This window comes from candidate division WOR-3 bacterium, assembly GCA_039801905.1.
Lineage (GTDB): Bacteria > Hydrothermota > Tepidihabitantia > Tepidihabitantales > JBDRVQ01 > JBDRVQ01.
On sequence record JBDRVQ010000008.1, the window covers coordinates 15529 to 41312 of the forward strand.

Genomic DNA, 25784 nt, shown 5'->3' on the forward strand with positions numbered 1-25784 from the left:
GTCTATGTGGCGAATTTTTCCCATTTTTCTTCTCTTCGCCATAGTTTTTGCCGGTCCAACCGGCAAGATTGTGGGAAAGGTGGTTGACGCTCAGACGAACGAGCCCTTAGTCGGTTGTGATGTCTTAGTCGTCGGAACGGAACTTGGTGCCAGTGTGGAGAAGGATGGAAGGTATTCTATTATTAATGTCCCGGTGGGCACTTATGATGTGGAGGCGAGTATGGTCGGTTATGAGCCGGTGATTGTCAAGGGCGTCCGGGTGATGGCTGACCAGGTGACGACGGTCAACTTCAAGTTGCGCCCGACGGTGATTGAGCAGAAGCCGGTGGAGGTGATTGGCGAGCGGCCGATGGTGGTGCCGAGCGCGGTCCAGACCACCCGGATCGCCTCCGCGGAGGATATCGCCCGGCTGCCGGTGACCCAGATTACGCAGTTGATTAGTCTTTCGGCGGGTGTCGTCTCCCGGGGTGGCTTCCAGTATATCCGGGGTGGCCGGAATGATGAGATCGTCACTTTGGTTGATGGCATTGCCGCGGTTGACCCATTCTATCATATCGCCTATCACCGTCCGCCTTCGCAATCGGTAGAAGAAGTACAGTTAATTACTGGTGGCTTTGATGCGGAATACGGCGAGGCGATGTCCGGGGTAGTTCAGATCTCCACTAAGGAAGGTGGCGAAAGGCTCGCCGGGGGTTTCCGGTATACGACGGATGATTTCCTACCGGAGGATTTAGACTTCGGGTATAATCTCACCCAATTGAATTTTGGTGGTCCTCTATTTTCTAAGTCTTTCCGGTTCTTCTTCTCCGGGGAGATCTGGAATGCCGATGATGCCTCACCCACCCGGTATAAGTTAAATAAGCCCAGGCAGGAATATACTGGTCAGGGTAAGTTCACTTATCGTTTGCCCAAGACGCGTGTTTCTTTGGATTACTACACTTCTTGTTTGCAGTGGGATATCTTCTCTAATTCTTGGAAGTATTGGTTAAAGAGGGCGGGGGCGGTTCGTAGTTATGGGGATAAGTTCGGTTTTGGCCTCAATACGATGCCGGATAAGAATACGGTCTTAGAGGTGAAGTTGGGTTATCACTATTACGACCGGATGCAATCGGTGCGCAGTTATGAGGACGAAGAGAAGGATAAGGGGCATCTCTTGGAGAAGTTGGGCATCTGGCAGAGGTATATTATGAAGTCAGAGGACTTTGTCTTTAGAAACGAAAGGATTCCTGGTCATCCGATTTATGATAATAAACCGGCACCACCCGAGACCGCGATTTTGTATCTCTTTAAGGACCAGAAGGCGGCGTGGGAAGAAGGAACTCCCTATACCACGAATAACCCCTGGGGTGTTTATGGAATGTTTTATGGGGTTGGCGATTATCGGCTCTGGCACTATCGGCAGTCAAAGACCTATATCGGGAAACTTGATTATACGAAGCAACTCGGAACGGTCCATGAGGTAAAGACCGGTTTTGAGACGAAGTTTTATAACCTGTGGCTCCTTGAAAACTCTCTGCCCTGGACCTCCATGCCCTTCTGGGATGCTTACCGAAAGAAGCCCTATCAACTCGCCTGTTATTTACAGGATCGGGCAAACTTTGAGGATTTGGTTGTGAGGGCGGGCTTGCGGTTTGATTTTATCAATCCCCGTTCCAAAAAGGATGCGACCCCTTACAATGTGATTGACGATTCTATGATCCCGGCGAAACCGAAGTTTAAGATCTCCCCAAGGTTGGGGATTGCCTTCCCGATTACCGAAAGGATTAAGTTCCGGTTCTCGTATGGCCATTTCTTCCAGACCCCATCCTTTACCAATCTCTATGAGAGTTTGGAGGCGGACATTGTGCGCCGGGGCAATATCATTGTTGGCGATCCGGACTTGGAGGCGCAGAAGACGGTCGCCTATGAGACCGGTTTTGAAGCCCAACTCTCCGATGTTTTTGCCTTTGACTTAACCCTCTTCTATAAAGATATCTATGACTTAGTCGGGACAAGACCAATCTCCGCGCTGCCGATGAGTTATACCATCTTGACCAATGTGGAATACGGAAGGACCTTCGGTTTTGAGTTGGGTTTCCAGAAGCGATTGAGTCGCGCCTGGCAGGCGCGGGCGAATTATACCTTCTCAATTGCCAAGGGGACCGCGGCTGACGCCTGGCAGTGGTATAGTTATAACTACCAAGGGATTCCCTTCACCCAGATTGACTATTACTTAGACTACGACCAGAGGCATCTTGTCAATTTTGACTTTGGTCTTGCCTTCCCGCAAGATTTCTTCTTCTTCCCCTTGCGCGACTTTAATGCGGGTTTCGTGTTCACCTACGGCACCGGCTTCCCTTATACCCCAACCGATTTACGGGGCACAAGAACCGGGGATTTGAACTCCGGAAGGATGCCTGCCACCTGGAATGCGGATTTAAGGCTTTCAAAGGAATTTCGGCTCGGTGGCATCCGGCCGGTTTTGGTCTGCGACATCTTGAACGTGTTTAATCATATCAATGTGACCAGTGTCCACGCGGCGACCGGCTTACCCAACTTTGACGGTCAGGTCTATACGATTGGGGAATTTACCTATGGCCATATCCCGGGGGATCCGACCTATCATCCGGCAAGGGATTATAACCATGATGGCTACATTAACCAGTGGGAGCGGTATGATTCTTATATCCAGGCAAGGCGGGATTATGTTGACTCCCCAACCAACTATGGACCACCGAGGAGGATTAGGTTGGGACTGGAATTTGGATTTTAGGAGGAAGTATGAAAAAGGGGCAAATTTTATTAGTTCTCTCTTTAATTGCCTGCCAATTTATCCTGGCGAGAAGTGTTACGAGTAGCCAAGGACGGAAAATCTACGATAAGAAATGGCTCAATGCCAACCGGCTTGTGATGCCCATCTATAACGACGGGAGGTTCGGGATTGATGTCGGTACTGGAACTGACCAGGCGGGTGGCTATTGGCCTAAGCCACTAAGAAACTTCTATATCTTTGGGGCTGGTATCTGGTTTGGTTATATCTCGGCAACGGGGGAGACCTGTGTCACCTATGGCTACAATCCGAACTCCGGGGCAAGCGAGATGGTGCCGGTGATTAAAAAAGACTTCGCTAGTGGTTATGAGGGTGATCTGGATTATAGAATCTATATCTTCCCTACGGATTGGCCACCACCAAAGGATAAGTTTACGGTTACTACCTCTTCGGGAGATACGATTGTCTTCTGTCCCCAGGAGACCTTATCAATTCAGGATGCCTGGTCCTGTTTTTCCGACCACGATTCAAAAAAGCACGACCCGGGTGATACAAGACCGATTGGGGTTGATATCAGTATGACATGTTATGTCTGGAATTTGCCCACGAACCGGGATATGATCTTCATCCGGTATGACCTAAGGAATGTGACAAGTGAGACCTTGAAGAAGTGTTATGTCGGTGTGGTCTTGGATGCGGATGTCGGGCAATATTCCGATGATATGATGGGGATGGTGGTGGATAGGAGGGTGACGCCACCAAGGCCGATGAGATACGTCTGGAATAAGGCAAGGACCGATTCCGTCTGGGTTGATAACTTGGCTTGGATTTATGACAATGACAATCGGGAGAGTCCGGGTCGTTTCTGGGAAAGGGGGACACCGGGTGCGGTCGCCTATGACTTCTTACAGACCCCTTATGCCTTAGATGACAGTCTTGATAATGACGGCGATGGTTTAGTTGACCGGGAAGAACTTGACTCTGCCTATATCACGAATAACTTCCCGCACCTCATTGATGCGGATGGCGATGGGATTCCGGCTTGGCGTGACTTCTCGGAGATTGAACAGTTGGGAATGACCGCCTGTAAGTTCTTCCCGATTGAAAACGACCCGAGAAATGACCCAGAAAGGTATTTGGCGATGGCGGGCTATACCCATTATTTAAGACCACCCCAATACGACCCTTATGACGATGATGATGCCACCCCTGCGGATAAGAGATTTTTACAATCTTCCGGACCTTTCACCTTACTACCGGAATCAACGGTCACTTTGATGCTGGCGGTAATCTGTGCCAAATACGGAGAAGAAGGTGAACCGGCGAACCAGAGGGATACCTGGGATTTGGCTAAGGCATCAGTAGAGGCGCAAAGGGTTTATGACAATAACTGGCTCTTACCGGCGGCACCGTTAGTGCCTAATTTCTGGGTTGTCCCAGGGGATAAGAAGGTGACTGTGGTTTGGGATAATTCCAAAGAGAGGGTGCCTGATCCATTCTACCGGATCGCATCCAGAACTGACCCGACCTATCGGCAGTATGACTTTGAAGGTTATAAGGTCTATAAGTCAACGGATGGGATTAACTGGTCGCAGGTTGCCATCTGCGATTTGAAGAATGGGATAAGATGGGCGGATACGGCAATCACCTATAAGGTTGTGGGTGGTGAGACAACGAAGGTAGAGAGTATCTATACCTGGGCGAATGATAAGGGTCTTTTCTACTCTTATGAAGACAAGGATGTGATAAATGGGCTGGAATACTACTATGCGGTTACGGCCTTTGACTACAACTTTATGCGGGGCGAGAGATTGGTCTTGGAAGCGGGAATTCAGGAGAAGATGGCAATTCCGAGAAAGGAAGCGGCTAACTATTTAGCGCCGGAGGGGGAGATAGAACAAGTGAGGGGTGATAAAGATAATACCCGAGCAAAATTTGAGATTCTAAAAACCAATCCTAAGGAAGTGAGAGATGAGGAATATCTCTTACATTTCATCTCTCCGGCTTATGATACAATCATGAAAGGTCCTATCTACCGGGCGCTCTTAACTAAGAAAAATGATACCATCCTTCTATTAGATACCATTCGGTTATTCTATGATACAACCGGCAAAATTAGAACTTACAATATTCCCTATTTCTTTGGCATTGAACCGAAACTGACCTTTGAGTTAGACTCGGCGATTAATCCCTTTGATAGTATCAAAGTGAAGGGGCTCTATCCCGTAGAGACACTGAAAGTGGTTTCCGTGGCACCTTTAATGTGGGCATTTCGGGGTAGTGACTATAAATTAGTCTGGAAACGGGTTGGTGATTCCTTAACCCTTGATGTTTATGACCTGACAAACGACACCCTGGTTAATTATACCCCGCTCTCCGGTTATACCGGAAATCGGATTAAGGATGGTGATGGTTGGGCATTCCAGTACGGTCCAACCGCTATCCCTTCCCCGACTTTAAGGATTAACGAGAAGGCGATCTATTTACCGGGTGGCTATATTAAATTCCGACCGGGTGGTGGTGATACCCTGACCCGTTATCTTTACTCCTTGATTCAACCGGGCGATACCTGGTATGTCTATTCTAATAAGAGTTATGGTTGTGCCCTCTCTTATACCAAATGGGAGATCAAGACCAAGGCGGCAATAATTGACACCCTAACGAAAAAAGAGTTTAAGGTGAAGGTTGTGCCCAATCCGTATATTGTGACCAACCAGTGGGAGAAGACAACCCTTTCCCGGAAGATTGCCTTCACCGGTCTTCCGAATAAATGCAAGATTCGGATCTATAATATGGCGGGGGATCTAGTGAAGATCATTGAACACGAATCCCAAGATTTTGGTGGCACTGCGACCTGGAATCTTTTAAATACCCACGACCAGAAGATTGCCTCTGGTGTTTACATCTTCTATGTGGAATCCGCGATTGGCGAATATGTGGGAAAGTTTGCGGTTGTCTATTAGGGAGGCTAAGATGAGAAAGCGAACACTAATTCTAATTTTAATTACCCTTTTCCTTTTCTCCTTCGCCCAGGAGGAGAAGGAACCCTTTGATAAAAGGGGTACGACCGCCGCTCCTTTCTTAAAGATTGGGGTTGGTCGGGCTACCGGAATGGGAGAGGCATTTGTTGCCTTATCCGATGATCCTTCTGCCATCTTCTATAACCCGAGTGGTCTCACCCATCTCACCAAGCGGGAGATAATGGTTAACTACATTGATTGGCTTGCGGATGTTACCCATAACTACCTCTCTTTCTGCACACCGATCACCGGGCTGGGGGTTTTGGGTCTTTCGGTTTGCGCCTTAAACATTGGCGATTTAGAATACTATCGGGTTGATAGTTTGGGAACACCGGTGCGGGAAGATGACTCTTTACTTATGACCTTCCCTTGTGCCGATTTCTCCTTTGGCATCTCTTTTGCCCGGATGATTACCGACAAACTATCCTTTGGGACAACCGTGAAGGGGATTTACGAAAAGATTTGGGATATGGTCGCTTCCAGTATCGCCTTAGACCTTGGTTTACACTACAATACCGGCTTCCGTTCTTTAAGGCTTGGTGCTTCTATGTCTAACTTCGGTCAGGAGATGTCTTTTTCCGGAAGGCAATTGGACCGGATTGAAAAGGATCCGGTGACGGGTAAAGAGGTTCCGGTTCGGTATAAGACAACCCCCTTTGCCCTCCCGACCATTTTCCGTTTCGGGATTGCCTACAACCTGATTGATAAAGAGAGGGAGAAGTTGGTCTCCTGTTTGGACCTTGTCCACTATAACGATATCAACGAGACCTTCAATTTCGGTTTGGAGTATAATATCGGGAATCTCCTCTTTCTGCGCGGTGGTTATATCTTAAATACCAGTGAGACCTACCGCAGTGCCGAAAAAGGGGTTGGTCCGCTTACCGGTTTATCGGGTGGTTTGGGTTTAGCCTTCAAGACCGGGGAGAATCTCTCTTGGCTTTTGAACTACAACTACCGCCACAACCAGTTCCTTTCCGGTTCTCATCGGCTCACGCTTAATATCGGGTTTTAATCTAATTCCCGAAAAGGAGAGGGCGGTCGGTAAAACCGGCCGCCCTTTTTTTAAATGGCAAGAATCTTCCTTTTCCTTTTAGTTTTTGGTCTATTGCCGGCTACGGAGTGGACGGTAATTTTTTATTTGGATGGCGATAATGGTCTCTCCCAAGCCGCGGCTAGTCTTTTAGAAAGTATGAGTCGCTTTGGCAGGAATCCGAATGTAAAGATTGTGGCTCTAATTGATTACCTTTCTTCTCCGCCTGCGGTTTATGAGATTCTTTCCGGGGAGAAGCACTTAAAAGTTTCTCTCCCGGAAAGGGATTTGGCAGATATAAATTTCTTTTCTGAGTTTATCACCTTCTGTCGGGAAAATTATCCCGCCCCGAAGTATATTTTAATCTTCTATGACCACGGCAATGGCTGGTATCCAGAAGTTTTTCCTCTCATTCAGCGGGCAATTCTTTATGATGCCTCATCCGGAAATTCGGTTGGCGTAGCCGGGGGAGGTTTGAAAGATTTTTTAAGAAGGGCAAAGGAGATTTTGGGTAAGGAGATCACAATCGTTCTCTTTGATGCCTGCCTGATGGGAGAGATTGAAGTTCTAAGCGAAATAAAGGACTATTGCCAAATTTGTCTTGCTTCTCCTTCTTTAATCCCCATCGTTGCCTGGGACTATGAAGGTTTCTTGGATACCTTGGAGAAGAACCCAAAAATCAAAGCGGAGGAGTTGGCTCGGGTTTTAATTGACCTAATTAAAAGGAAAGGGGGGGAGGGGACTTATTCCGCTTATGATTTATCCCTTTTGAGAAAGGTTAACCTGAAAGAGTTGACTGAAAAGTTGAGAAGGAAGGAGAGACTTTTTTTAGAAGCAAAAAGGAGGCTCTGCCTCACCTATCCCCTCCAGGAGGCTCCTCCCTCTCCCCAGGATTGTCATATTGACCTTCTTTACTTCTTAAAAATTTTGGGGATGGAAACCAAATTAAGAAAGACACTCATTGCCACCAATAAAGAAGAAGTCTCGGGTCTTGGAGTTTGGTTTCCTTTCACCTATGGGGAGTTTAAGCGCTGGTATAGGGATTACCTCACCTTACAATTTTCAAAAGAGTCCTTCTGGGGGCATTTCCTCTACTATTACTACGGGATTGACGATATAAAACCGACACCAAGTAAACTGACGAAAAGTGAGGTAGGCGAAGAGAACGAATTTGTCATCTCTTGGCAACCTTCCTTTGACTTCGCTCCGGTTAACTACCACCTCTATTCTTTTACCGCTTCGGAAACCATCTTCTTTGATTCCGCAAATGACTTAAACAGATGGGAGGGAGATTTTACCCTTTCCGGTCGGGCTCATTCCCGGCCTTTCTCCTTCTTCTCGGGGATCGGTAATCATCGGGAGAGCAGTTTAAGGTTAAAGGAGGCACTCTCTTTGCCCGAGGGGGGGATTTTATTCTTCTGGGTGTATTACGAAACCGAAGAGGAGTACTTTGATGGCGAAAGAAAAAGGGATATATTATATGTTGAAATCTCAAGGGATGGTAAGAATTGGGAAAGGATAGATTCCCTATACGGAAGGAATTTAACCTGGCGTCTCTTCTCTTATCTCCTTCCTCCCGCCCCCAATCTCTTTTTAGGATTTCGCTACCAAGCGGATAGCACCCGAAATCTCCTTGGGGTCTTCATTGACGACATTACCGTTCTTTCCCTCTCCCAATTAAGAAGGTACGGTTTGGTGCTTAAAGATACCTTTTTTGTCCTCTTTAATCAACCAAAAGGAATCTACCATTTCTTTCTCATCCCCGAAGATTCTTGTGGCAATAGAGGTTTCCTTTCCGATTTCCTTACCCAGGAGGTAGAAAAACCTGCTCGTCCTTTCTCTTTCCCCTCGCCTTTCTTTTCGGAAACGGGGATATTCCTGGATGGGGAGGAGAAGGGGGATTTGGTGATAGTTGACATTTTGGGCAGGGTTAGACGGCGGCTCTCTTTTTCCCAAAGGGAAATTTATTTTGATGGTCGGGACGGTTATGGAAGAAGACTTCCTCCGGGCATCTATTTTCTCAAAAGCAAAAAGGGGAGAGGGGGAAAGATATGTAAAGTAGGCTTTTAGATTTCTTGGGGCAACAATTTTGCGAGGCTGACATACAAGGACCAGATAAGAATCACAATGCTGCCGAAAGCGGTGGCGACTGGTGCTCCGAACTTTTGAGCAACCGCCCCCGCCAGAAGGCTCCCCACCGGGAACATCCCCATAAACATCATCACGTAGAAACTCATCACCCTCCCCCGGAGGTTATCCGGGACGACTTCTTGGAGAATGGTATTGACGGTCACATTTTGCATAATCACCCAGAGGCCGAGACCGAAGAGTAAGAAGAGGGAGGGGAGAAAGAGCTTTTGGAAGGAGAAGATGAGAAGAAAAAGGGCAAAGGAGAAACTGGCAATGATGATAACTTTCCCCTTTTTTAGATCTTTTCCTAAGATGGCTAAAAGACTGGCTCCGGAGAGAGAACCGAAACCAACCGCGGACATCATCATCCCGTAACCCTTAACCCCAACCCGCAAGATATCCCGAGCAAATACCGGGACTAAGGTTAAGAATGAAACCCCAAAGACGCTCAAAAATCCGACCATAAGAATTAATAAAAGAATTTCTCTATTTTTTAGAATATAACGGAAGGCATCTTTTAGGTCTTTACTGTAAGAACTCTTCTCCGGCGGTAGAAATGCTGTGCGGATGAAGATGAGACCAAAAATCACGGGTAAGAAACTTAAACCGTTAACTAAAAAGCAGAAAGCGATACCCACAGTAGTGATTAAAAGACCAGCCACGGCTGGGCCAATCATTCTTGCCAAGTTGAAGATTAAAGAATTTAAAGCAACCGCATTCATCAGGTCTTCTTTATTAACCAGTTCCTTAACAAAGGATTGACGACCCGGAGCATCAAAGGCAAAGACCATCCCAGCGAGTGCTTCTAAGATGAGAATGTGCCAGACTCTAATCAATTGGAGGTAGACCAATCCCGCAAGGAGGAAAGCCAAAATGGTGAGGGTGGTTTGGGTGAATAAAAGGAGGTTGCGTTTATAGACCCGGTCGGCAAAGAGACCACCGAGGAGGGAGAAGATGAGAATTGGGATAGAGCCGATAAAAGCCACTAAGCCTAAGATAAAAGGGGAATTGGACAATTGTAAAACTAACCAACTGCGGGCAACATTCTGCACCCAAGTTCCGATTAAAGAGATTATCTGTCCAAACCAGAAGAGGCGGAAGTTTTTATAACTTAAAGCCCCAAGCCTATTTCCAATGCTCTTTGCTGTCACGAAAAAGGATTATAACCAATTTTTTCTAAAAGTAAAATGGAATTAAGGGGAAATTTCGTGTCAGAAAATGGGGGGTATTTCCGTTATTTATATGTAGGGGTATTGGGTTCTCATCCCAACCCCGAAAAGAGAGGCGTGATATGAGATGAAAAAGATTCTTGAAGAGCAGGGGATTTCGGTTATTTATCACTTTGCCGATTATGCCTTTGGCAGAAAGGTCTATAAACTCTTAAAGGGAGGTCCTATGGGAGATTAGGGAGAGATTAGTGGAGAAATAGGTCTAAAATAAAACTTGAGTTAAGTGAGAAGAATTTTATGAGAAAGGAGGGGTTTATCTTTATAAAAAGGGGTGTAGCATACAGGGGATGGTATCGGGGTTCTAATGGAAAGTCTAAATAATGGTCTAATAATTGGTTTAATTTCAGGTTTAATCAAAAAGCTAAAAAGAGGAATAAAAGTAGGGGCAATAAGAAGGATGATTGGAGATCTAATTAGAGATTCAATCGGCTGTCCAATTGATAGTCTAACGGGGAGTGTAAATGTCGGCTTAGCCGAATTTATAATTGGCGTGATTAATCTCCTTCACTTTTGAAGCCTTCCAAACTCGTCTTGAATTACGCCTCCCCCCAGAACTGTATCGTTATCGTATAGGACTAACGATTGGCCGGGGGTGATTGCCCATTTTGGCTCCTCAAATCTAACCAGAATCTGGTCTTTTCCTAACCAGTTAACTATTGCCCAACTCTCCTTATCTTGATGCCGAATCTTTGCCTTCGCCCTTAAACCATCAGGAATTTCCACAAATAGATTCAATTGGGAGACAAGAGCCTCTTTCCCATAAGTATCTTTTTCTTCCCCTAAGACGATTGTATTATTTACCGGATCGGTTTTTATCACATATAATCTCTTCCCCCTGGCGATACCCACCCCTCTCCTCTGGCCAATTGTGTAATAGATAATCCCCTTATGCTGCCCAATCTCTTTTCCTTCTCGGTCCAAAATCGGACCCGGTTTTGCCGCGTTCGGGTAAAATTTTAATAGAAATCGAGGATAATCGTCATCGGGGATGAAACAGATCTCTTGGCTTTTTGGTTTTTCCGCCGTGACAAGATTTGCCTTTCGGGCAATCTCTCTCACCTCTTCCTTTCCGTAATCGCCAATGGGAAAGAGGATTCTTTTAAGTCTCTCTTTGGGTAGGGCATAGAGAAAATAGGATTGGTCGTATTTTAGTACCTTTCCTTTTTTTAGGAAAGAGTTTTCAATCCGGGCGTAGTGACCAGTAGCAATGTATCCCGCCTCATCCGGAAAGAGTTGTGCCAGACGCTCTAATACCTTACCAAACTTAATTTTTTGGTTACAGACGATACAAGGGTTGGGTGTCCTTCCGGAGAGGTAAGATATTAAAAAATCTTCCACCACCAGTTTTTTGAACTCTTCTCTTAAATCCAGGGTGAGATGGGGGATTCTTATTTCCGCGGCGCAAGCCGCAGCATCCCGAATTGCCTTTTGCCCGCAGCAAGACTTTCCCCCTGCTTCTCCTTCCCATAGGAGGAGAGTGACCCCCACTACCTCATAACCCATCTCCTTCAAAAGATAGGCGGCGGTAGCAGAATCAACTCCCCCGGACATAAGGCAATAGACCCTTTCTTTCATCCCAAAAAGATAAGGATAGTTTCTTTAAGGTCAAGAGATTGACAGAGAGCCGATTTTGAATTATATTACAGAATATATGAAAAAAGATAAGACTGAAATAGGAAAAGGTGTCCTTTTCTTACTTTGCCTTTTCCTTAGTTGCCCAAAGGAGAAGAATAGAGGAACTTTTTATTTCCCCTTGGCGGTTGGCAATCGGTGGGTCTATGAATATTCTGCCTCAGAGTGGAGCGAAGGGGAAGTTGATACCTTAGAAAAGGGTCAAGTAGAAATTTTAATTACCGCCAAAGATTCCTCAGGCGGTAGGGAACTCTACCGGGTTTTTGGGAAATTGATTGTTGAGGGGGATACTTCTTCTTGGGTCTCATTCTGGGGATTAGAGGAAGCAGGTATCCTCCAGTATGATTCCTTAGGGGTAACTTTTGATACCTTTCTTCCTTTACCCTTAGAAAAAGGGAGGGTTTGGCGGATGGTCTCTTTTTACCTTCTTCTCCTCCGGGATGAACCTCATTCCTATTATGCGCACCTTTTCGGAGATGATACCGTAAGAGTTGGCGAGGAGAAGTTTGACACCGCGCAAAGGATTGATTACACCTTGGAAGAAGAGGAGATTAGAGGTTCCTTCTGGTTAGTAAAAGAGATTGGCTTAGTAAAGTTAGTTGATAAAGAGGGAGATATGGATTCTTATACCGAATTTATCTTTGATTGGAAAAGGGAGGGATAGATGCCGCTTTCAAAGTTAAAAAAGAAGGAAATAATTGAAAAGTTTAAACTTCATGAAAGTGATACCGGCTCACCCGAAGTTCAGATTGCGGTCCTTACGGAAAGGATCAACCAACTGACCGAACACTTAAAGGTTCACAAGAAGGATAAACATTCCCGAATCGGTTTGATAAAGATGGTGAATCTGAGAAGGCGCCACCTCAATTATCTCCAGAGGCATCATAAAGAGCGCTACCTAAAGATTGTAGAAAAACTTGGCTTACGGGGTTAGATAACGTTTTTCAATGGTTAAAGTAGAAAGAGAGATTGGTGGTCGGAAGATTATTTTGGAGACCGGAAATTTAGCCAAACAATCCGAAGGGAGTTGTTTAATTCGCTACGGCGATACGATTGTCCTTTCCACCGTCAATTTTCGGCGGGAGGAGACGAAGTTCGTTTCGGTTCTCCCCTTAACCGTTGATTATCGGGAATTTTCTTATGCCGCGGGAAAAATTCCCGGGGGATTTTTCAAAAGGGAGGGGAGACCCCGCGATACGGAGATTTTAACCTCCCGCCTCATTGACCGCCCCCTCCGTCCCCTCTTTCCCAAAAATTTCTGTTACGAGACCCAAATTATCTCTCTCCTCCTCTCTTTTGACCAAGAAAATGCCGCGGACTTTCTTGGGATAATTTCTGCCTCTTCGGCTCTTTTACTCTCTTCCTTACCTTTTAATACGCCGGTTGGTGCCTGCCGGGTTAGTAAGTTTGGTTCGGATTTTGTTGTTAACCCCGCGGTCTCCTCCTTCCCTTCGGCGGATCTCAATTTGGTAGTGGCTGGCACTAAAGATTCTATTCTGATGGTGGAAGGGGAAGGAAAAGAGGTTTCTATTTCCGATCTGGAGAAGGCGCTGCGGCTTGCTACTGAGGTAATAAGAGAGATTTGTGAATTGGAAGAGGAGTTCGTCTCTCTTTCCGGCCGGGAAAAGGGGATCTTCTCTCTGCCGGAGGTTAATCCGGAGTTGGCAAGGTGGATTAAAGAGAGGGAGGAGGAGATTTGCCAGGCTAATGAGTTACCAAAGAAAGCGGAAAGGGAGGAGTACCTTTATGCCCTCTTCCACCGGTTTAAGGAAGAATTGGCAAATTCTTTCCCTAATCTTTTAGATTTAGAAGAGCAGATAAGACAGGTGATGGAAGAGATCCTGCGCCGGAATATGAGGGAGAAGATTCTTAACCGGGGAATAAGAATTGACGGTCGGACTCCGGAGGAGATTCGTCCGATATCTTGTGTCGTCTCCATCCTTCCCCGGACGCATGGCAGTTGTCTCTTTACCCGAGGGGAGACCCAATGTTTGGCGGTTGTCACTCTGGGAACCAAAGAAGACGAGCAAATTATTGACGCCCTCACCGGTGAGATTCCCAAAAGTTTTATGCTCCATTATAACTTTCCCCCTTTTTCTACGGGGGAGGTGAAGCCACTCCGTGGTCCTTCAAGAAGGGAGATTGGTCACGGTGCTTTGGCGGAGAGGTGTTTGGAGGTTTTATTGGAAAAAGATTCCTTCCCCTACACCATTCGGGTCGTTTCCGATATTTTAGAATCTAATGGGAGTTCTTCTATGGCAACGGTCTGTGGCGCTTGTCTCGCTCTAATGGATGCCGGGGTACCGATTAAGAGTCACTGTGCGGGCATCGCTATGGGTTTAATAAAAGAAGAGGATAAGTATGTTTTACTTTCCGATATCTTAGGTCAGGAAGACCATTACGGGGATATGGACTTTAAGGTCGCGGGCACTAGGAAAGGGATTACCGGTTTGCAACTTGACTTAAAGACAGAGAAGGTCAGTTTAGAGATTTTAACCGAAGCCTTAAAAAAGGCGGAAAAAGGGATCCATTTTATTATTGACATTATGGAGAAGACCCTTTCCAAACCCCGAGAAAAAATTTCCGAATATGCCCCGAGAATTGTCACCTTCAAAATCCCAAAGGAGAAGATTGGGGAGGTGATTGGTCCCGGAGGAAAGGTGATCCGGAAGATTATTGAAGAGACCGGAGTGGAGATTAACATTGCGGACGATGGCTTAGTTCAGATTGCCGGTCCAGCAGAAAAGCAGGTGGAAGAGGCAAAAAGCCGGATTTTAGCAATCACCGCCGAGGTGGAAGTGGGGAAGATTTATTTGGGGGTGGTGAAACGGATTGTCCCCTTCGGCTGTTTTGTGGAGATTTTACCCGGTAAAGAAGGGCTCTGCCACATCTCCCAACTCTCCGACCGGAGAATTCGGGATGTGCGGGAGGTGGTAAAGGTTGGTGATCGGGTGAAGGTGAAGGTAATTAAGATTGATGAGATGGGACGAATCAACCTCTCTAAGAAACAGGCGGAAGGAAGAAATTTCCGGCGATGATTCGGAAAGAGGTGGTTAATGGGCTGAGGATAATTCAGGAGGATTTCCCATTCCTTCCCTCTGCGGCTTTGGGGATTATCTTCAATTTTGGTTCACGGGACGAAGATAAAGAAAACAACGGGATGACCCACTTTATTGAACATACCCTCTTTAAGGGAACGAAAAAAAAGTCGGCTCGGGAGATTTCCTTAGCTGCTGAGTCCTTAGGCGCCCATCTTGATGGTTTCACCGCCCGGGAGGCGACCGGTCTTTATGCCCGGTTCTTGAAAGAAAAGACAGAAGAGGTCTTAGAACTCTTATCGGAAGTTGCCTTTTCTCCGGTCTTCCCCGAAGAGGAGATTGAAAAAGAAAAGAGGGTTATCCTCCAGGAGATAAGGGAGGCAGAAGAAGATCCCGAGGATAAGGTATTCTCCATCCTCTTTGAAACTCTCTTTCCCGATCACCCTCTGGGGCGTCCCATTACGGGTATTTCGGAAACGGTTAAAAAATTTTCTCGGGAGAAGATTCTTTCTTATTTTGGGAGTAATTACCGAAAAGAGAGGATCATTTTAGTATTGGTAGGCGATAAGACCTTTTGCCAAAAAGAATGGGAAATTGGCAATGGCGATAGCAAAGCAGATATCTCTTTCCGAAAAAGGGAGAAGCCGAGTTTTCCGGAAAGAAGGGTGCGGGTTGAGAGGCGAAAGGAGTTGGAAAGTGTCCATGTGGTGGTTGCCCAACCGGTTCTCATTCACCCCCAGCAGCGCTATGCCCTTTCGGTCTTAAATACCGCTTTTGGCGGTGCCCTCTCTTCTCCCCTCTTTCAACGCTTGCGGGAGGAGGAAGGTTTGGTTTACCAAATCTCTTCCTTTATTGATTTTTATTCCGATTGTGTCCTTTTTGGTATCTATTTTGTCACCAACCAGAAGGATCTACCCCAGGCATTAAAAATTACGAGCGAGGTGAGAGAAAGATATTACCGAGATGGTTTCTCGCCTAAGGAAATGGCGGTGGCTCTTAATTTAACAAAAAGTTCTATTATCCTCTCCCAGGAGAGTCCCCTCCACCGACTTTTTGCCCTGATGCGCAGCGAGTTGCTCTTTGGGGAGACTCTAACCTTGGGGGAGATTCTTAACAATTACGAGAAGGTAGAATTGGCGGAAGTAAATTTTTTAGTCAAGGAGGTTCTCACTCCGCCCTTAGTGATTGCCGCGGTGGGCAATATCAGAGAGAAGGAGTTAGAGCCTTTTTTAGAAAAATGATAAATATTCTGGAGGGAAGATGAAGGTCTTATTCATCAGTAGGAAAGAAGTTTACGAGCTTCTTGATATGGAAGCCACTCTCCAAGCAACCGAGACCGCCTTTCGGGAGAAGGGGTTGGGTAACGTCCAGATGCCTCCGAAAATGTATCTCTTCTACGAAAAGTATGCCGGCGACTTGCGGGTGATGCCTTCTTATATCACCTCTTTGGATATTTCCGGGGTGAAGGTTGTCAATGTTCATACTGAAAACCCGAAAAATTATAAATTACCAACGGTGATGGCGACGATTATTCTGATTGACCCGAAGAGCGGCTTTCCCTACGCGATAATGGATGGCACTTGGATTACAACAATGCGCACCGGCGCGGCTTCGGGTGTGGCGACAAAATATCTTGCCCGAAAAGAGAGTAAAATTCTTTCTCTAATTGGTTGCGGCGTCCAAGCGGAGACCCAATTACAGGCGATTTTAGCGGTTGCTCAGATTGAGAAGGTTAAGATATTTGATGTTGCCGAAGAGCGGATGGTGGATTTTATCAAGAAGGCGAAAACTTTTACTTCCATCCCAATTATTCCGAGCGCCTCTCTGGAGGAATGCGTTCGGGATTGTGATATCCTCTGCACCCTCACCCCCGTACGAAAACCAATCATCCAATCGGAATGGATAAAACCCGGTTGTCATATTAATGCCATTGGGGCGGATGCTCCAGGAAAAGAGGAATTAGACCCAAAAATCCTTTTGGCGGCCAAAATCTTTATTGACGATTGGGAACAGGCGCTCCATTCCGGAGAAGTAAATGTCCCTTATGCCCAGGGGATGATCAAAAAAGAGGATATCAGAGGAGAATTGGGAGATCTGATCTGCGGGAAGATTAAAGGGAGAGAGAAGGAGGAGGAGATCACCATTTTTGATTCCACCGGTTTAGGAATCCAAGATCTCGTCACCGCCGATTATGTCTATAAGAAGGCAAAGGAGAAAAAATTTGGGAAGGAATGGGAGATCATCTAATCCTCGTGCTTAAAAGATGCGCATCTTAATGGTCTCGGATGTCTATTTCCCTCACATTGGTGGCATTCCGGTTCACATCTATAACCTCTCGCGGGAACTAAAAAAATTTGGACACGAGGTGAAGATTTTGACGACCAATTATTCGACGAGAATTCTTGACGGTGTTAAATACCTACCTGATGAAGAGGATGTCTATCGGGTTGGGCGGGCGCTGGTGATCCGTTCGAATAAATCTTGGGCTTCCGTCTGCTTTGGCTTTCGTTTGGGAAAAGAAGTAAAAAAGGTTCTCTCTTATGGCTTTGACATCGTTCATATCCATGGTTCTTTAGCCCCCACCTTACCCATTTTGGCTTTACGCCATTCCCAAGCGAAAAATTTAATCACCCTCCATTCCTATTATCGGCGGAGTAAGGGTTATGCCTTCTTTCGTCCTTTTCTCCTGCCTTACTTTAAGAAATTGGATGGGGTAATTGCGGTTTCCCAGGCGGCAGTGAGGGCGACCCGCCGTTACTTTCCTGGTGAGTACTGTGTCATTCCGAATGCCATTGATCCAAATCAATTCTCTCCCGAGGTTCCGCCTTTATCCCAATTTTTAAATCACTTTCCCCGGATTTTATTTGTCGGACGTTTTGAGCCAAAAAAAGGCTTAAAATATCTACTCCAAGCCCTCCCCTTAGTAAAAAAGGTCTTTCCGAATTGCCTCCTTTTGGTTATCGGGGCGGGTCTTTTTGGTTACTCTTACAAAGAATATATTGACGAAAGCGTCCAAAAAAATGTCAAGTTCTTAGGGGTTATCAATCCTCAGGATATCCCTTCTTACTACGCCACCTGCGATATCTTTTGTGCACCCTCAGTAGACTGCGAAAGTTTCGGCATAATCCTTCTGGAGGCGATGGCTTGCGGTAAACCAGTAGTGGCCTCTAATATCCCGGGTTACCAAGAGGTGGTTAGTGATGGGGAAGATGGTTTTTTAGTCCCACCCCGTTCGCCGAAAGCGATTGCGGAGGCGATAATTAGGATTTGTCAAGATGAAGAGAAAAGAAGGGAAATGGGAGAGGCGGGAAGGAGGAAGGCTTTAACTTATTCCTGGGAGAATATTGGGAAGAAAGTGGAAGAATTCTACAAGAAGCTTTTGAGAGGGTAAAACCTAAATTTTGGAAAGGAAGGGCGAATTTTTAAATCTCTTTAAGATAAGAAACTTTTTAATCTTTGCTTTCTCTCAGGCTTTTTCCCTTTTTGGTGATAAACTTGATTATATGGCACTTCTGGCTCTCATTGCCTTTTTGTCTCAGAAATACAATTGGGATACCGCCAGGGGGATCTCTTATCTCTCGGTCGCCATTACCCTACCCACCATCCTTTTTGGTAACTTCGCGGGCGTTCTCGTTGACCGCTGGGATAAGAGGAAAGTATTGGTCATCTGTGATCTCATCCGGGCTTTTTTAGTTCTTCTCATTCCCCTTGTGGTCTTAGAGGTGGGGAGTCTCTTTTTAGTTTATCTCATCGCCTTTTTAATTTTTCTCTTTGGCCTTTTCTTCAATACCGCCCGTTTAGCGGTTATTCCCACCTTAGTTTCGCCCCGGCGGCTTTTGGCTGCCAATTCCTTCATTTCCCTCATCGGTCGGATTGCTACTTTTTTGGGCGTCCTTTTGGGAGGGGTGATTGTGGACCTTGAATTCTGGCGGAAGATTGGGATCCGCTATCCTTGGAGTGCCGGTTTCTATATTGATTCTTTTAGTTATTGGGTCTCAGCCTTCTCTCTGATCTATATCTTCCGGCGCTATCTCTTAATCCGGGAAAAGAAGAAGGAGAGTCTCTTTCTCAAAGGGAAAAACCTTTTGGCAATGGCGGGTAGTAATATAGAGAAACTATTTCTTAATCTGAAAGAGACCTATAAATTAATCTTCTCCTTTCCTCCGGTCACCTTCACCTTCCTTTCCGTATTAACTTTTGTCTTATTGGGAGCGGGCGTCTTTGTTCTTTACATACCAATCGTTCAAACCTTACCTCCGCCCAATTTAAGAATTGGTAAAGAATTGGGTTTGGGTTTAGGGACGAGGGGGGTTGGTTTTCTGGGGGCAGTTGGTTCAATTGGGTTAATTATCAGTTCCCTCTCCTATGGCATTTTAGGGCATAAAATTAGTAAGCGAATTATTGTGGTGATTTGCCTCTTCTTTTTAGGGGTGATTGCTATCCTCTCTTCTCTCACCCGTTCGGTCTTCCTACCTTTCCTCTTCTTTTTTTTAGGCGGAATTTTCCTCTCTCCCATCCTTATCGCCTGGGATACGATTCTGCAGGAGAGTGTGCCTAAAGAAATCCGCGGTCGGATCTTTTCCACCCGGGAATGGATTTTGCACTTCTTTTTTGGTCTCTTTGCCTTCATCTTTGGGCAGTTAACCACCTTCTTTGCCAAAAGGGATTTGCTTTTAGTCGTAGGTCTTATAGTTATTTTTTTCTGTTTTCTCTTACTTCCCTTACTCAAAAAACCAAGCGGCGAAATACAGAAAGGGTGATAAATGGGGAAGGGATTGCGCCCTTTTGAAAAATTTGCCTTCTACTATGACAGTTTTATGAAAGAACTGGTTGATTACGAGCGCTGGGTGAATTACACGATAAAAATTTGGCAGAGGGAGGGAAAAGCGGTGAGGAGTGTTTTAGATCTTGCCTGTGGCACCGGTATCCCTTCCCTCCTTTTAGCAAAAAAAGGGTTTTTGGTCACCGGTTTGGATTCTTCTCCGGAGATGTTGGCGGTCTTTCGGGAGAAGACGAAAGATAAGGGATTAACGGGAAGTTTAAAGATAGTGTTGGGGGATATGAAAAATTTCTCTCTGCCAGACCGGTTTGATGCCTGCACCTCTTTTTATGATTCCCTAAACTATCTCCTCACCGAGGAAGATTTGCGGGGATGCTTCCAATCTGTTTTCCACTCCTTAAACGAGGGGGGGATTTTCACCTTTGATATGAATACCATCTTCTCTCTGGAAAAGATTTGGGATAATCAATCCTTCTGGCGGGAGAGTAAAGAACTTTTAACCTTTTGGCGAAACGAATACGATAAGGGAAAAAGGATTTCTACCCTTTACCTCAGATGTTGGGTCAAGAGTTTGAATGGCGACTTCCTTTATGACTTTGAGGAGATTCATCGGGAACGGGGTTACGAATTGGAAGAGATTGCCGAGGAACTAAAAGCAGCTGGTTTCTCCGAAATAAAATTCTATCATCACCTCACTTTTCGAAAGCCTTCTTCTGAGACCGCCCGGGTGATGGCGGTGGCGATAAGAGATTAATCTCAAAAAGAGAGAAGTTTTACTAATTAGGAGGTCTTTTAGTTAACGGGAATTTTTATTTAGCCAAACTGCTGCCTTTAAGAGTTCTTTAATATCGCCAATGTTATGTTCCCCCGGGGTAATGACTAAGGTATCACGCAGACCATTTTCTTGAAAGACTTTATGGAGATAACGATTCTCGGAAAGGTTCCAATCTTTTTCCCGAGAGATAAGATAGATTAGTTTATCTTTTAATCTCTGCCAGCGGGCAAAGGGCAGGGCTTGGGAATGGGCACACACGGAAATAACCCCCCGAAATTTTTCCGGATGGAGGAATAAAGTTAAAAGCGCCTGAACGCCCATTGCGGAAAAGCCGTAGAGGAAGACCCGGGAGGAATCAACCGGATAATTTTTTATCAATTTCTCATAGGTCTTCGTTATATCCTTATCATTTAACCAAAAGTCCCTTCTTTTTTTTGCCTTGTGGCAAGTAGCGAGAACCCAACCGAGGCTATCACCAACCTTTTTCATCTCTCTCATATCCTTTTCGGTTGCCCCGGTGCAACTAAGATAGATTAAGGCAGGAGACTTTCCCTTTGCCTTCTTGGGCAGATAGAAGCAATCGGAATCAGAATCGCAGTGAATCTTCTGGGCAAAGGAGTTGAGAAAGAAGATGGCTAAAAATAAAAAGGTTTGCTTCATCTCTTAATCTCCTTTAGGGCGTTTATCGCCGGTAAGAAATCGGGCATTATCTTCAGTGCCCTTTGATAAGAAGATTCCGCCCGGGCAAAATCCCCCAAGCGGTGATAGGCAAGACCAAGGTTATAATGGGCAAGGGTATAATTCGGGTCACTTTTTAATGCCTTTTGAAATTGGATAAGCGCACTGTCAATTTTATTTTGCTTTAAGAAGATTTCTCCTAAGTTATTAAGGGCAAGGGAGAGGTCTGGCTTTAAGGCAAGTGCCCGGCGAAAACAGGATTCCGCCTTAATTAAATCTCCCAATTCTTGATAGGCAACTCCTAAATTGTTATGCATAATGGCATCCGTCGGTTTTAGACGCACCGCCTTCTCGTATTCTTGAATCGCTTCTCTTATCCTTCCCTTCTCTAATAAGGCATTTCCCAAACGGCCATAACCTTCGGCATCATTTGGTTTTAATTCTACCGCCTTTTTAAACTCGGCAATCGCTTCATCCAATTTTCCCTCTTTGAGATATTTGCCGCCCAGTTGGATATGGGGGAGATAATTTTTCGGATCTTCCTTTGCCATCACCGCCATTAAGGTAAAGTCGTCTTGATAAATTGGTAGGCGCGACCAGAGGTTAAGAGCCATCGCCCCGAGATAAAAGAGAATGAAGGGCATAAGGAAACTCCTTTTTGGGAAGTTCCAAAAAGAGAAGAGAAAAAGGGAAAGACCAAGGGTTGGCAAATAGAGTAATCTTTCGGAGAGGTAGGAGGCACCAGGCGGGAAGAGATTACAGGCAGGGAGAAGGGAAAAAAGAAAGATTATAGCACCGGTCCTTTTGGCAAGAGAAGATTTCAATCCGAAAAAGAGAAGGATAAAGAGAGAGAATAGAGCAAAGAAGGTAGGAAAGCCAATTTTGGTAAAGTCAGCAATATCGGAATAGGTCAGTTTATGAAGAAAGGGGAAGAAGGCAAGGAAGGAATAACGACCGAAACCATTGAGAAATAAGAAAAATCTCTCTTGGAAACTAACCCCGCTCCAGGGAGTAGAGAAACCTTTCAGGACCAAGAAGCGAATGATGAGATAGATTAAGGTAAGGGAGAAAAGGGAAAGAAGGAAAATTTTCTCTCTTTGCCATTCTCTCTTGGGAAACAAAATAAGAAAAAGAAGGGGGAAGAATAGGGCATTCTCTTTCGCCAGTAAGGCAAGGAAGAAGAAAAGAGAAGTGGTAAATAGAAAAATACTTTTTCTCCTTTTCTTGTAGGCAAGAAGGGAGAGAAAGGCGATTAAGAGGAAGATGGTCATTAAAATATCAGTGCGACCGGAAATAAAGGCGACCGATTCTAAGTGGGTGGGATGGAGGGAAAAGAAGAGGGTGGCAAAGAAGGCGGGGAGAAGAGGAAGGAATTGAGAAAAGAGGAAGAAGGCAAGAAAAATGGTGATGAGGTTTAAGAGGATATTCGTTAAATGGTAAAAACTGGGGATAAGACCGAAGAGTCTTCTTTCTAAGAAGAAAGTGAGCATCACTAAGGGTCGGTAATAAGAGTGGGGGACAATCCCTTTCTTTGCTGCCCAATTGGTGAAACTCTGGGTGAAGAGGGGAAGAGGGGAATTTTTTAGGTCTTCATTCTCAACGATTAAGAGATAATCATCCCAGACGAAATTATATTTTAATGTTGGGAGATAGATTAAACCCGAAAGGAGAATAAGAAGATAGGGAGAAAATCTTAAAGGAAAAAGAAAGCCCTTCGGTTTTATCTTATCTTTACCGCCTTTAATGTTCTCTTCCCAATTTTCACTAAATAAACACCCTTGGGTAAGGATTTACCATTCCAGGTTATCTCTTCTCTTTCGGGATAAAAAGAAGTGAGGAGCCTTCCGTCAATGGTGTAGATACTTACCGGTTGGTTGATAAGGAAAGAGGGGAGGCGAAGGGTAAGGTTGGCAGTGAAAGGATTGGGATAGATTTGAAGAGGTGATTTTTTCTCGGCAAGAGGAGAAGTAGTAATCCCGGTGACACCCTGGGTGGTATATTTTATTGCCCTTTGGGAAATAATCGGTGCCGCACCGCGGTGGTAAGTATTATTATAAAGATAGCAAATCCCAATCTGATTGGTTGGGTCTTCTATGCCAACGGTTGAAGATTGGAAATAATTACCGGTCGCGTACTGGACGATAAAGAGATTATCACCGGTTGGGGTGGTAAAGGTGGTATCATAGATGATAATTTCAAATCTCTCCCAGGAAGTGGAGGGAGAGAAATACCGGATACTGTCATATTCAATAATCATTCGGTGATTTAAGGAATCATAAAGATAGTGAATGCCATAAGGGGCAGAGGAAGGGACTAGGTCATCCCAGTTTAGGCAAATCATCGCACTGGGGTTGGTGGAAGTGGGGTCGGGTAATGGTTGATTGGTATAAGTAGTGGAAGTTGTCCGGCCCGGAGCAATCCAGCCATTAGAACAGATTGATAAAGAGTCTACATATCTCTGACCATAATACTTAAAGACAAAGGGCAATTTAATCCTTATCGTCTGGTCATCAGAATTTATTGGTAGTCTTATGCCCACTCCCCGAATCTCAAGCCAACTATAGACCGGACATTCTGGATATAAGGTATCGGTATTATCATAAGCCCAATACCGAAAGATAGAATCCGGGATTGGGTCGGAGGAGGTAATCTCGCCCACAGTTAAAGAGAAGGTGAGAGAATCGGTGTAGTTCCGACCGATAAATTTTAGTAGGAAATCAACCCTTCTGCCCCGGGGCGTATTGGGTTGGGCAAATAAAATAAGAGAATCAAGATTCCTTCTGATACTTTCCGGGGGGATTGTGCCGAAGAAGGCAAGAGAATCAATAAGTTCAATATAAGGGTCATTCTCTTTGATAAAGCCATAAACCGAATCCGCACTTAACCTTCCCAGGTTGGCAACCGAAAGAATTAAACCGACCCGCTCTCCAGGGTCAAGCCGACCGTTATTATTCCCCGGGGGTGGGTCCAGGATTTGAACAGTGCTTAGGGTGAGAGAAGGTAGATTGGCAACAACCGCCTCAATCGCATCTAAGTCAAAACCAGCAGTGGGATTACTTGTGCCATCGCCATCATCAATGATTCTGATGTACCGACAGGAAGATACCCCACCGCGTGCTAGGTCAAAACCACTAGTTCCGGTATCGGAGCCAAGGGATGTCCAAGGTCCATCCATATTCATTGAGACCTCAACCCGATAACCTTCGGGGTCAGGGTCATCCTCATAAACCGTGAAGTCGTTTCCCGGTCCATTAGTGATTATCTTTCCCATATCAACTATTGTCCAGCCCGCGACGCCGATTGACAACCTCCTACCATCCCTTCTCTCCAAGGAGAGATTGGTGAAAGAAGAGATGACATTACCATCTTTTAATCGGCACATCGGACAGAAAAATCCGGCAATTGGGGAAGTAGTATCCGGGACTAAGGGGATATTGACAAAAACCGAAGTGTCCGAAGGGACAGTGATATTGGTAATTGTCTTCGTCTGATAACCAGGACAGACAACTCTTAAAGAATAGGTACCGGGTAAAAGGAAACGGTGGAAATCACCTAAAAGGGAATCGGTATAAGAGGGCCAATCTATGGGTAGGGGGATGACCATCGCCTTTAAGGGATGACCGGTTAGGGAGTCATAGACTACTCCTTCAATTCCCCTTTTTGCCATCTGGCACATATAGAGCATCGCTGGAATCTCCCGGTTGGAGATTGGGTCAATAGAATCTGCGGGTGGGGTCTTAATGATACAAATCTCAACCGACCAGGAGGTGGCACCTAAGGCACCATAGGCGAAATCTTTTGAAGAACCATGAATCTCATACATTCCATGATAACCCTGAGCATAGGGATAACCGGTGAAATTGTGATAGTTCTGTCCCAGATATTTTAAGGCTAAAGAGTCTCTTGGTTGGAATGGCGAATAACTCCAGGAATAAGAGATGAAATAGGTGCCAGCGTGGAAACTGGTCCAGTGATAAAAATTATTTCTTAAAGCCAAGTTCCGAAATGCCTTGGTTTCGGGTTGAGAAAAGGCATTAGGGGAAGAGCCTTCTCCATCCCAGACATAGCCGTAGTCCCGATTTAAGTCAACACCGTTGGCATTTCCCCGGGTATTAGAGATATGGCCATCCGGATTGACAACCGGTGAGACCCAGATTTCTCGGGTATTGATAAGATTGGTAATTAAGGGGTCAACACCATAATTTCTGACCAATCTCAGAATGAAGTTGAAGGGGACCTCGGAGCCGATCTTTTCATCACCGTGGGTATTGCCTTCAAATAAAATTTCCGGTTCGTTCTCCTCTTGGGTTGGATTATCGGTAATCTTTAAGGCAACAATCCGCCGGCCACCAGCGGAAATGCCTAAGGTTTCCAACTTACAGATATTGGGATTATTGGTGGCGATGATAGCTAAGGTATCAAGAAATTCCTGATAGGTGTGATAACGGGCATCAGAGAAGTTCTTCTCATAAAAAGAGGTGACATCGGGGATTAAGACCTCATAGGTTAAACCCATCTTTTCTAACTCTTTCTCTTTTCCGATTGGGACTTCAACTAAAAGGGCGTTATTATGAGGACCGTTGATGATACAGCCTAAATCTTCCAATGCCGAGATTTTATCCTTAGGTATGGGAGTTATCTTTAATAAATCATAATGAGTGCCTGCCCAAGAAGTAAGGAAAAGGAAGAGAGAAAAGAAAAAAGTTCTCTTAAACATAAAATC

General features: G+C 45.4%; 18 protein-coding genes. 13 read left to right on the forward strand and 5 right to left on the reverse strand.

The features are described 5' to 3' along the window. Positions 1-4: 4 nt before the first annotated feature. The 4 genes from ABIL00_02510 to ABIL00_02525 are packed head-to-tail and all read left to right on the forward strand — an operon-like array spanning position 5 to position 8869. Positions 5-2752, forward strand: a complete 2748-nt coding sequence (locus ABIL00_02510; protein MEO0109644.1) for a TonB-dependent receptor — start codon at positions 5-7, stop codon at positions 2750-2752. A gap of 8 nt (positions 2753-2760) precedes the next feature. Then, complete coding sequence (locus ABIL00_02515; protein ID MEO0109645.1) at positions 2761-5712, forward strand: hypothetical protein; 2952 nt, start codon at positions 2761-2763, stop codon at positions 5710-5712. Positions 5713-5722: 10 nt separating this feature from the next. Beyond that, positions 5723-6781, forward strand: coding sequence for a PorV/PorQ family protein (locus ABIL00_02520; protein MEO0109646.1), 1059 nt, complete (start codon positions 5723-5725; stop codon positions 6779-6781). Positions 6782-6835: 54 nt separating this feature from the next. Then, positions 6836-8869 (forward strand): clostripain-related cysteine peptidase, encoded by a 2034-nt coding sequence (locus ABIL00_02525; protein ID MEO0109647.1) that lies wholly within the window; start codon positions 6836-6838, stop codon positions 8867-8869. Here ABIL00_02525 and ABIL00_02530 read toward each other — a convergent pair. Then, a complete protein-coding gene (locus ABIL00_02530) occupies positions 8866-10080 on the reverse strand; it encodes an MFS transporter (GenBank protein ID MEO0109648.1) in 1215 nt (404 codons plus the stop codon). The two genes, ABIL00_02525 and ABIL00_02530, sit on opposite strands and share 4 nt — an antisense overlap. A 382-nt stretch (positions 10081-10462) precedes the next feature. Between ABIL00_02530 and ABIL00_02535 the strand changes: the two genes are divergently transcribed. Beyond that, complete coding sequence (locus tag ABIL00_02535) at positions 10463-10672, forward strand: hypothetical protein (protein ID MEO0109649.1); 210 nt, start codon at positions 10463-10465, stop codon at positions 10670-10672. Here ABIL00_02535 and mnmA read toward each other — a convergent pair. Next, complete coding sequence (gene mnmA, locus ABIL00_02540) at positions 10663-11733, reverse strand: tRNA 2-thiouridine(34) synthase MnmA (protein MEO0109650.1); 1071 nt, start codon at positions 11731-11733, stop codon at positions 10663-10665. The two genes, ABIL00_02535 and mnmA, sit on opposite strands and share 10 nt — an antisense overlap. A gap of 76 nt (positions 11734-11809) precedes the next feature. Between mnmA and ABIL00_02545 the strand changes: the two genes are divergently transcribed. The 8 genes from ABIL00_02545 to ABIL00_02580 are packed head-to-tail and all read left to right on the forward strand — an operon-like array spanning position 11810 to position 20362. Next, positions 11810-12454, forward strand: a complete 645-nt coding sequence (locus ABIL00_02545) for a hypothetical protein (GenBank protein ID MEO0109651.1) — start codon at positions 11810-11812, stop codon at positions 12452-12454. Further along, a complete protein-coding gene (gene rpsO, locus ABIL00_02550; GenBank protein MEO0109652.1) occupies positions 12455-12724 on the forward strand; it encodes a 30S ribosomal protein S15 in 270 nt (89 codons plus the stop codon). A 13-nt stretch (positions 12725-12737) separates the two neighbouring features. After that, positions 12738-14828, forward strand: a complete 2091-nt coding sequence (gene pnp, locus ABIL00_02555; GenBank protein ID MEO0109653.1) for a polyribonucleotide nucleotidyltransferase — start codon at positions 12738-12740, stop codon at positions 14826-14828. Then, positions 14825-16069 carry a pitrilysin family protein gene (locus ABIL00_02560; GenBank protein ID MEO0109654.1) on the forward strand — a complete coding sequence of 415 codons (1245 nt, stop codon included), beginning with the start codon at positions 14825-14827 and terminating at the stop codon, positions 16067-16069. Before pnp ends, ABIL00_02560 begins: the two co-directional genes overlap by 4 nt. Before the next feature lie 19 nt (positions 16070-16088). After that, on the forward strand, positions 16089-17075 hold the full coding sequence (gene ala, locus ABIL00_02565) for an alanine dehydrogenase (GenBank protein ID MEO0109655.1): 987 nt from the start codon (positions 16089-16091) through the stop codon (positions 17073-17075). A gap of 16 nt (positions 17076-17091) precedes the next feature. Continuing rightward, on the forward strand, positions 17092-18219 hold the full coding sequence (locus ABIL00_02570) for a glycosyltransferase family 4 protein (GenBank protein ID MEO0109656.1): 1128 nt from the start codon (positions 17092-17094) through the stop codon (positions 18217-18219). Positions 18220-18229: 10 nt separating this feature from the next. Next, entirely contained in the window at positions 18230-19588 is a 1359-nt protein-coding gene (locus ABIL00_02575; GenBank protein MEO0109657.1) for an MFS transporter, read from the forward strand. Positions 19589-19591: 3 nt separating this feature from the next. Next, complete coding sequence (locus ABIL00_02580; GenBank protein ID MEO0109658.1) at positions 19592-20362, forward strand: class I SAM-dependent methyltransferase; 771 nt, start codon at positions 19592-19594, stop codon at positions 20360-20362. A 42-nt stretch (positions 20363-20404) separates the two neighbouring features. Here ABIL00_02580 and ABIL00_02585 read toward each other — a convergent pair whose 3' ends face one another. The 3 genes from ABIL00_02585 to ABIL00_02595 form a co-directional block, all read right to left on the reverse strand. Next, entirely contained in the window at positions 20405-21043 is a 639-nt protein-coding gene (locus tag ABIL00_02585) for a prolyl oligopeptidase family serine peptidase (protein MEO0109659.1), read from the reverse strand. Further along, complete coding sequence (locus ABIL00_02590; GenBank protein ID MEO0109660.1) at positions 21040-22551, reverse strand: tetratricopeptide repeat protein; 1512 nt, start codon at positions 22549-22551, stop codon at positions 21040-21042. The genes ABIL00_02585 and ABIL00_02590 overlap by 4 nt, the downstream gene beginning before the upstream one ends. Positions 22552-22781: 230 nt before the next feature. Beyond that, positions 22782-25778: a M14 family zinc carboxypeptidase gene (locus ABIL00_02595; GenBank protein MEO0109661.1), complete on the reverse strand. Its 2997-nt coding sequence runs from the start codon at positions 25776-25778 to the stop codon at positions 22782-22784. Between the last annotated feature and the right edge of the window lie 6 nt (positions 25779-25784).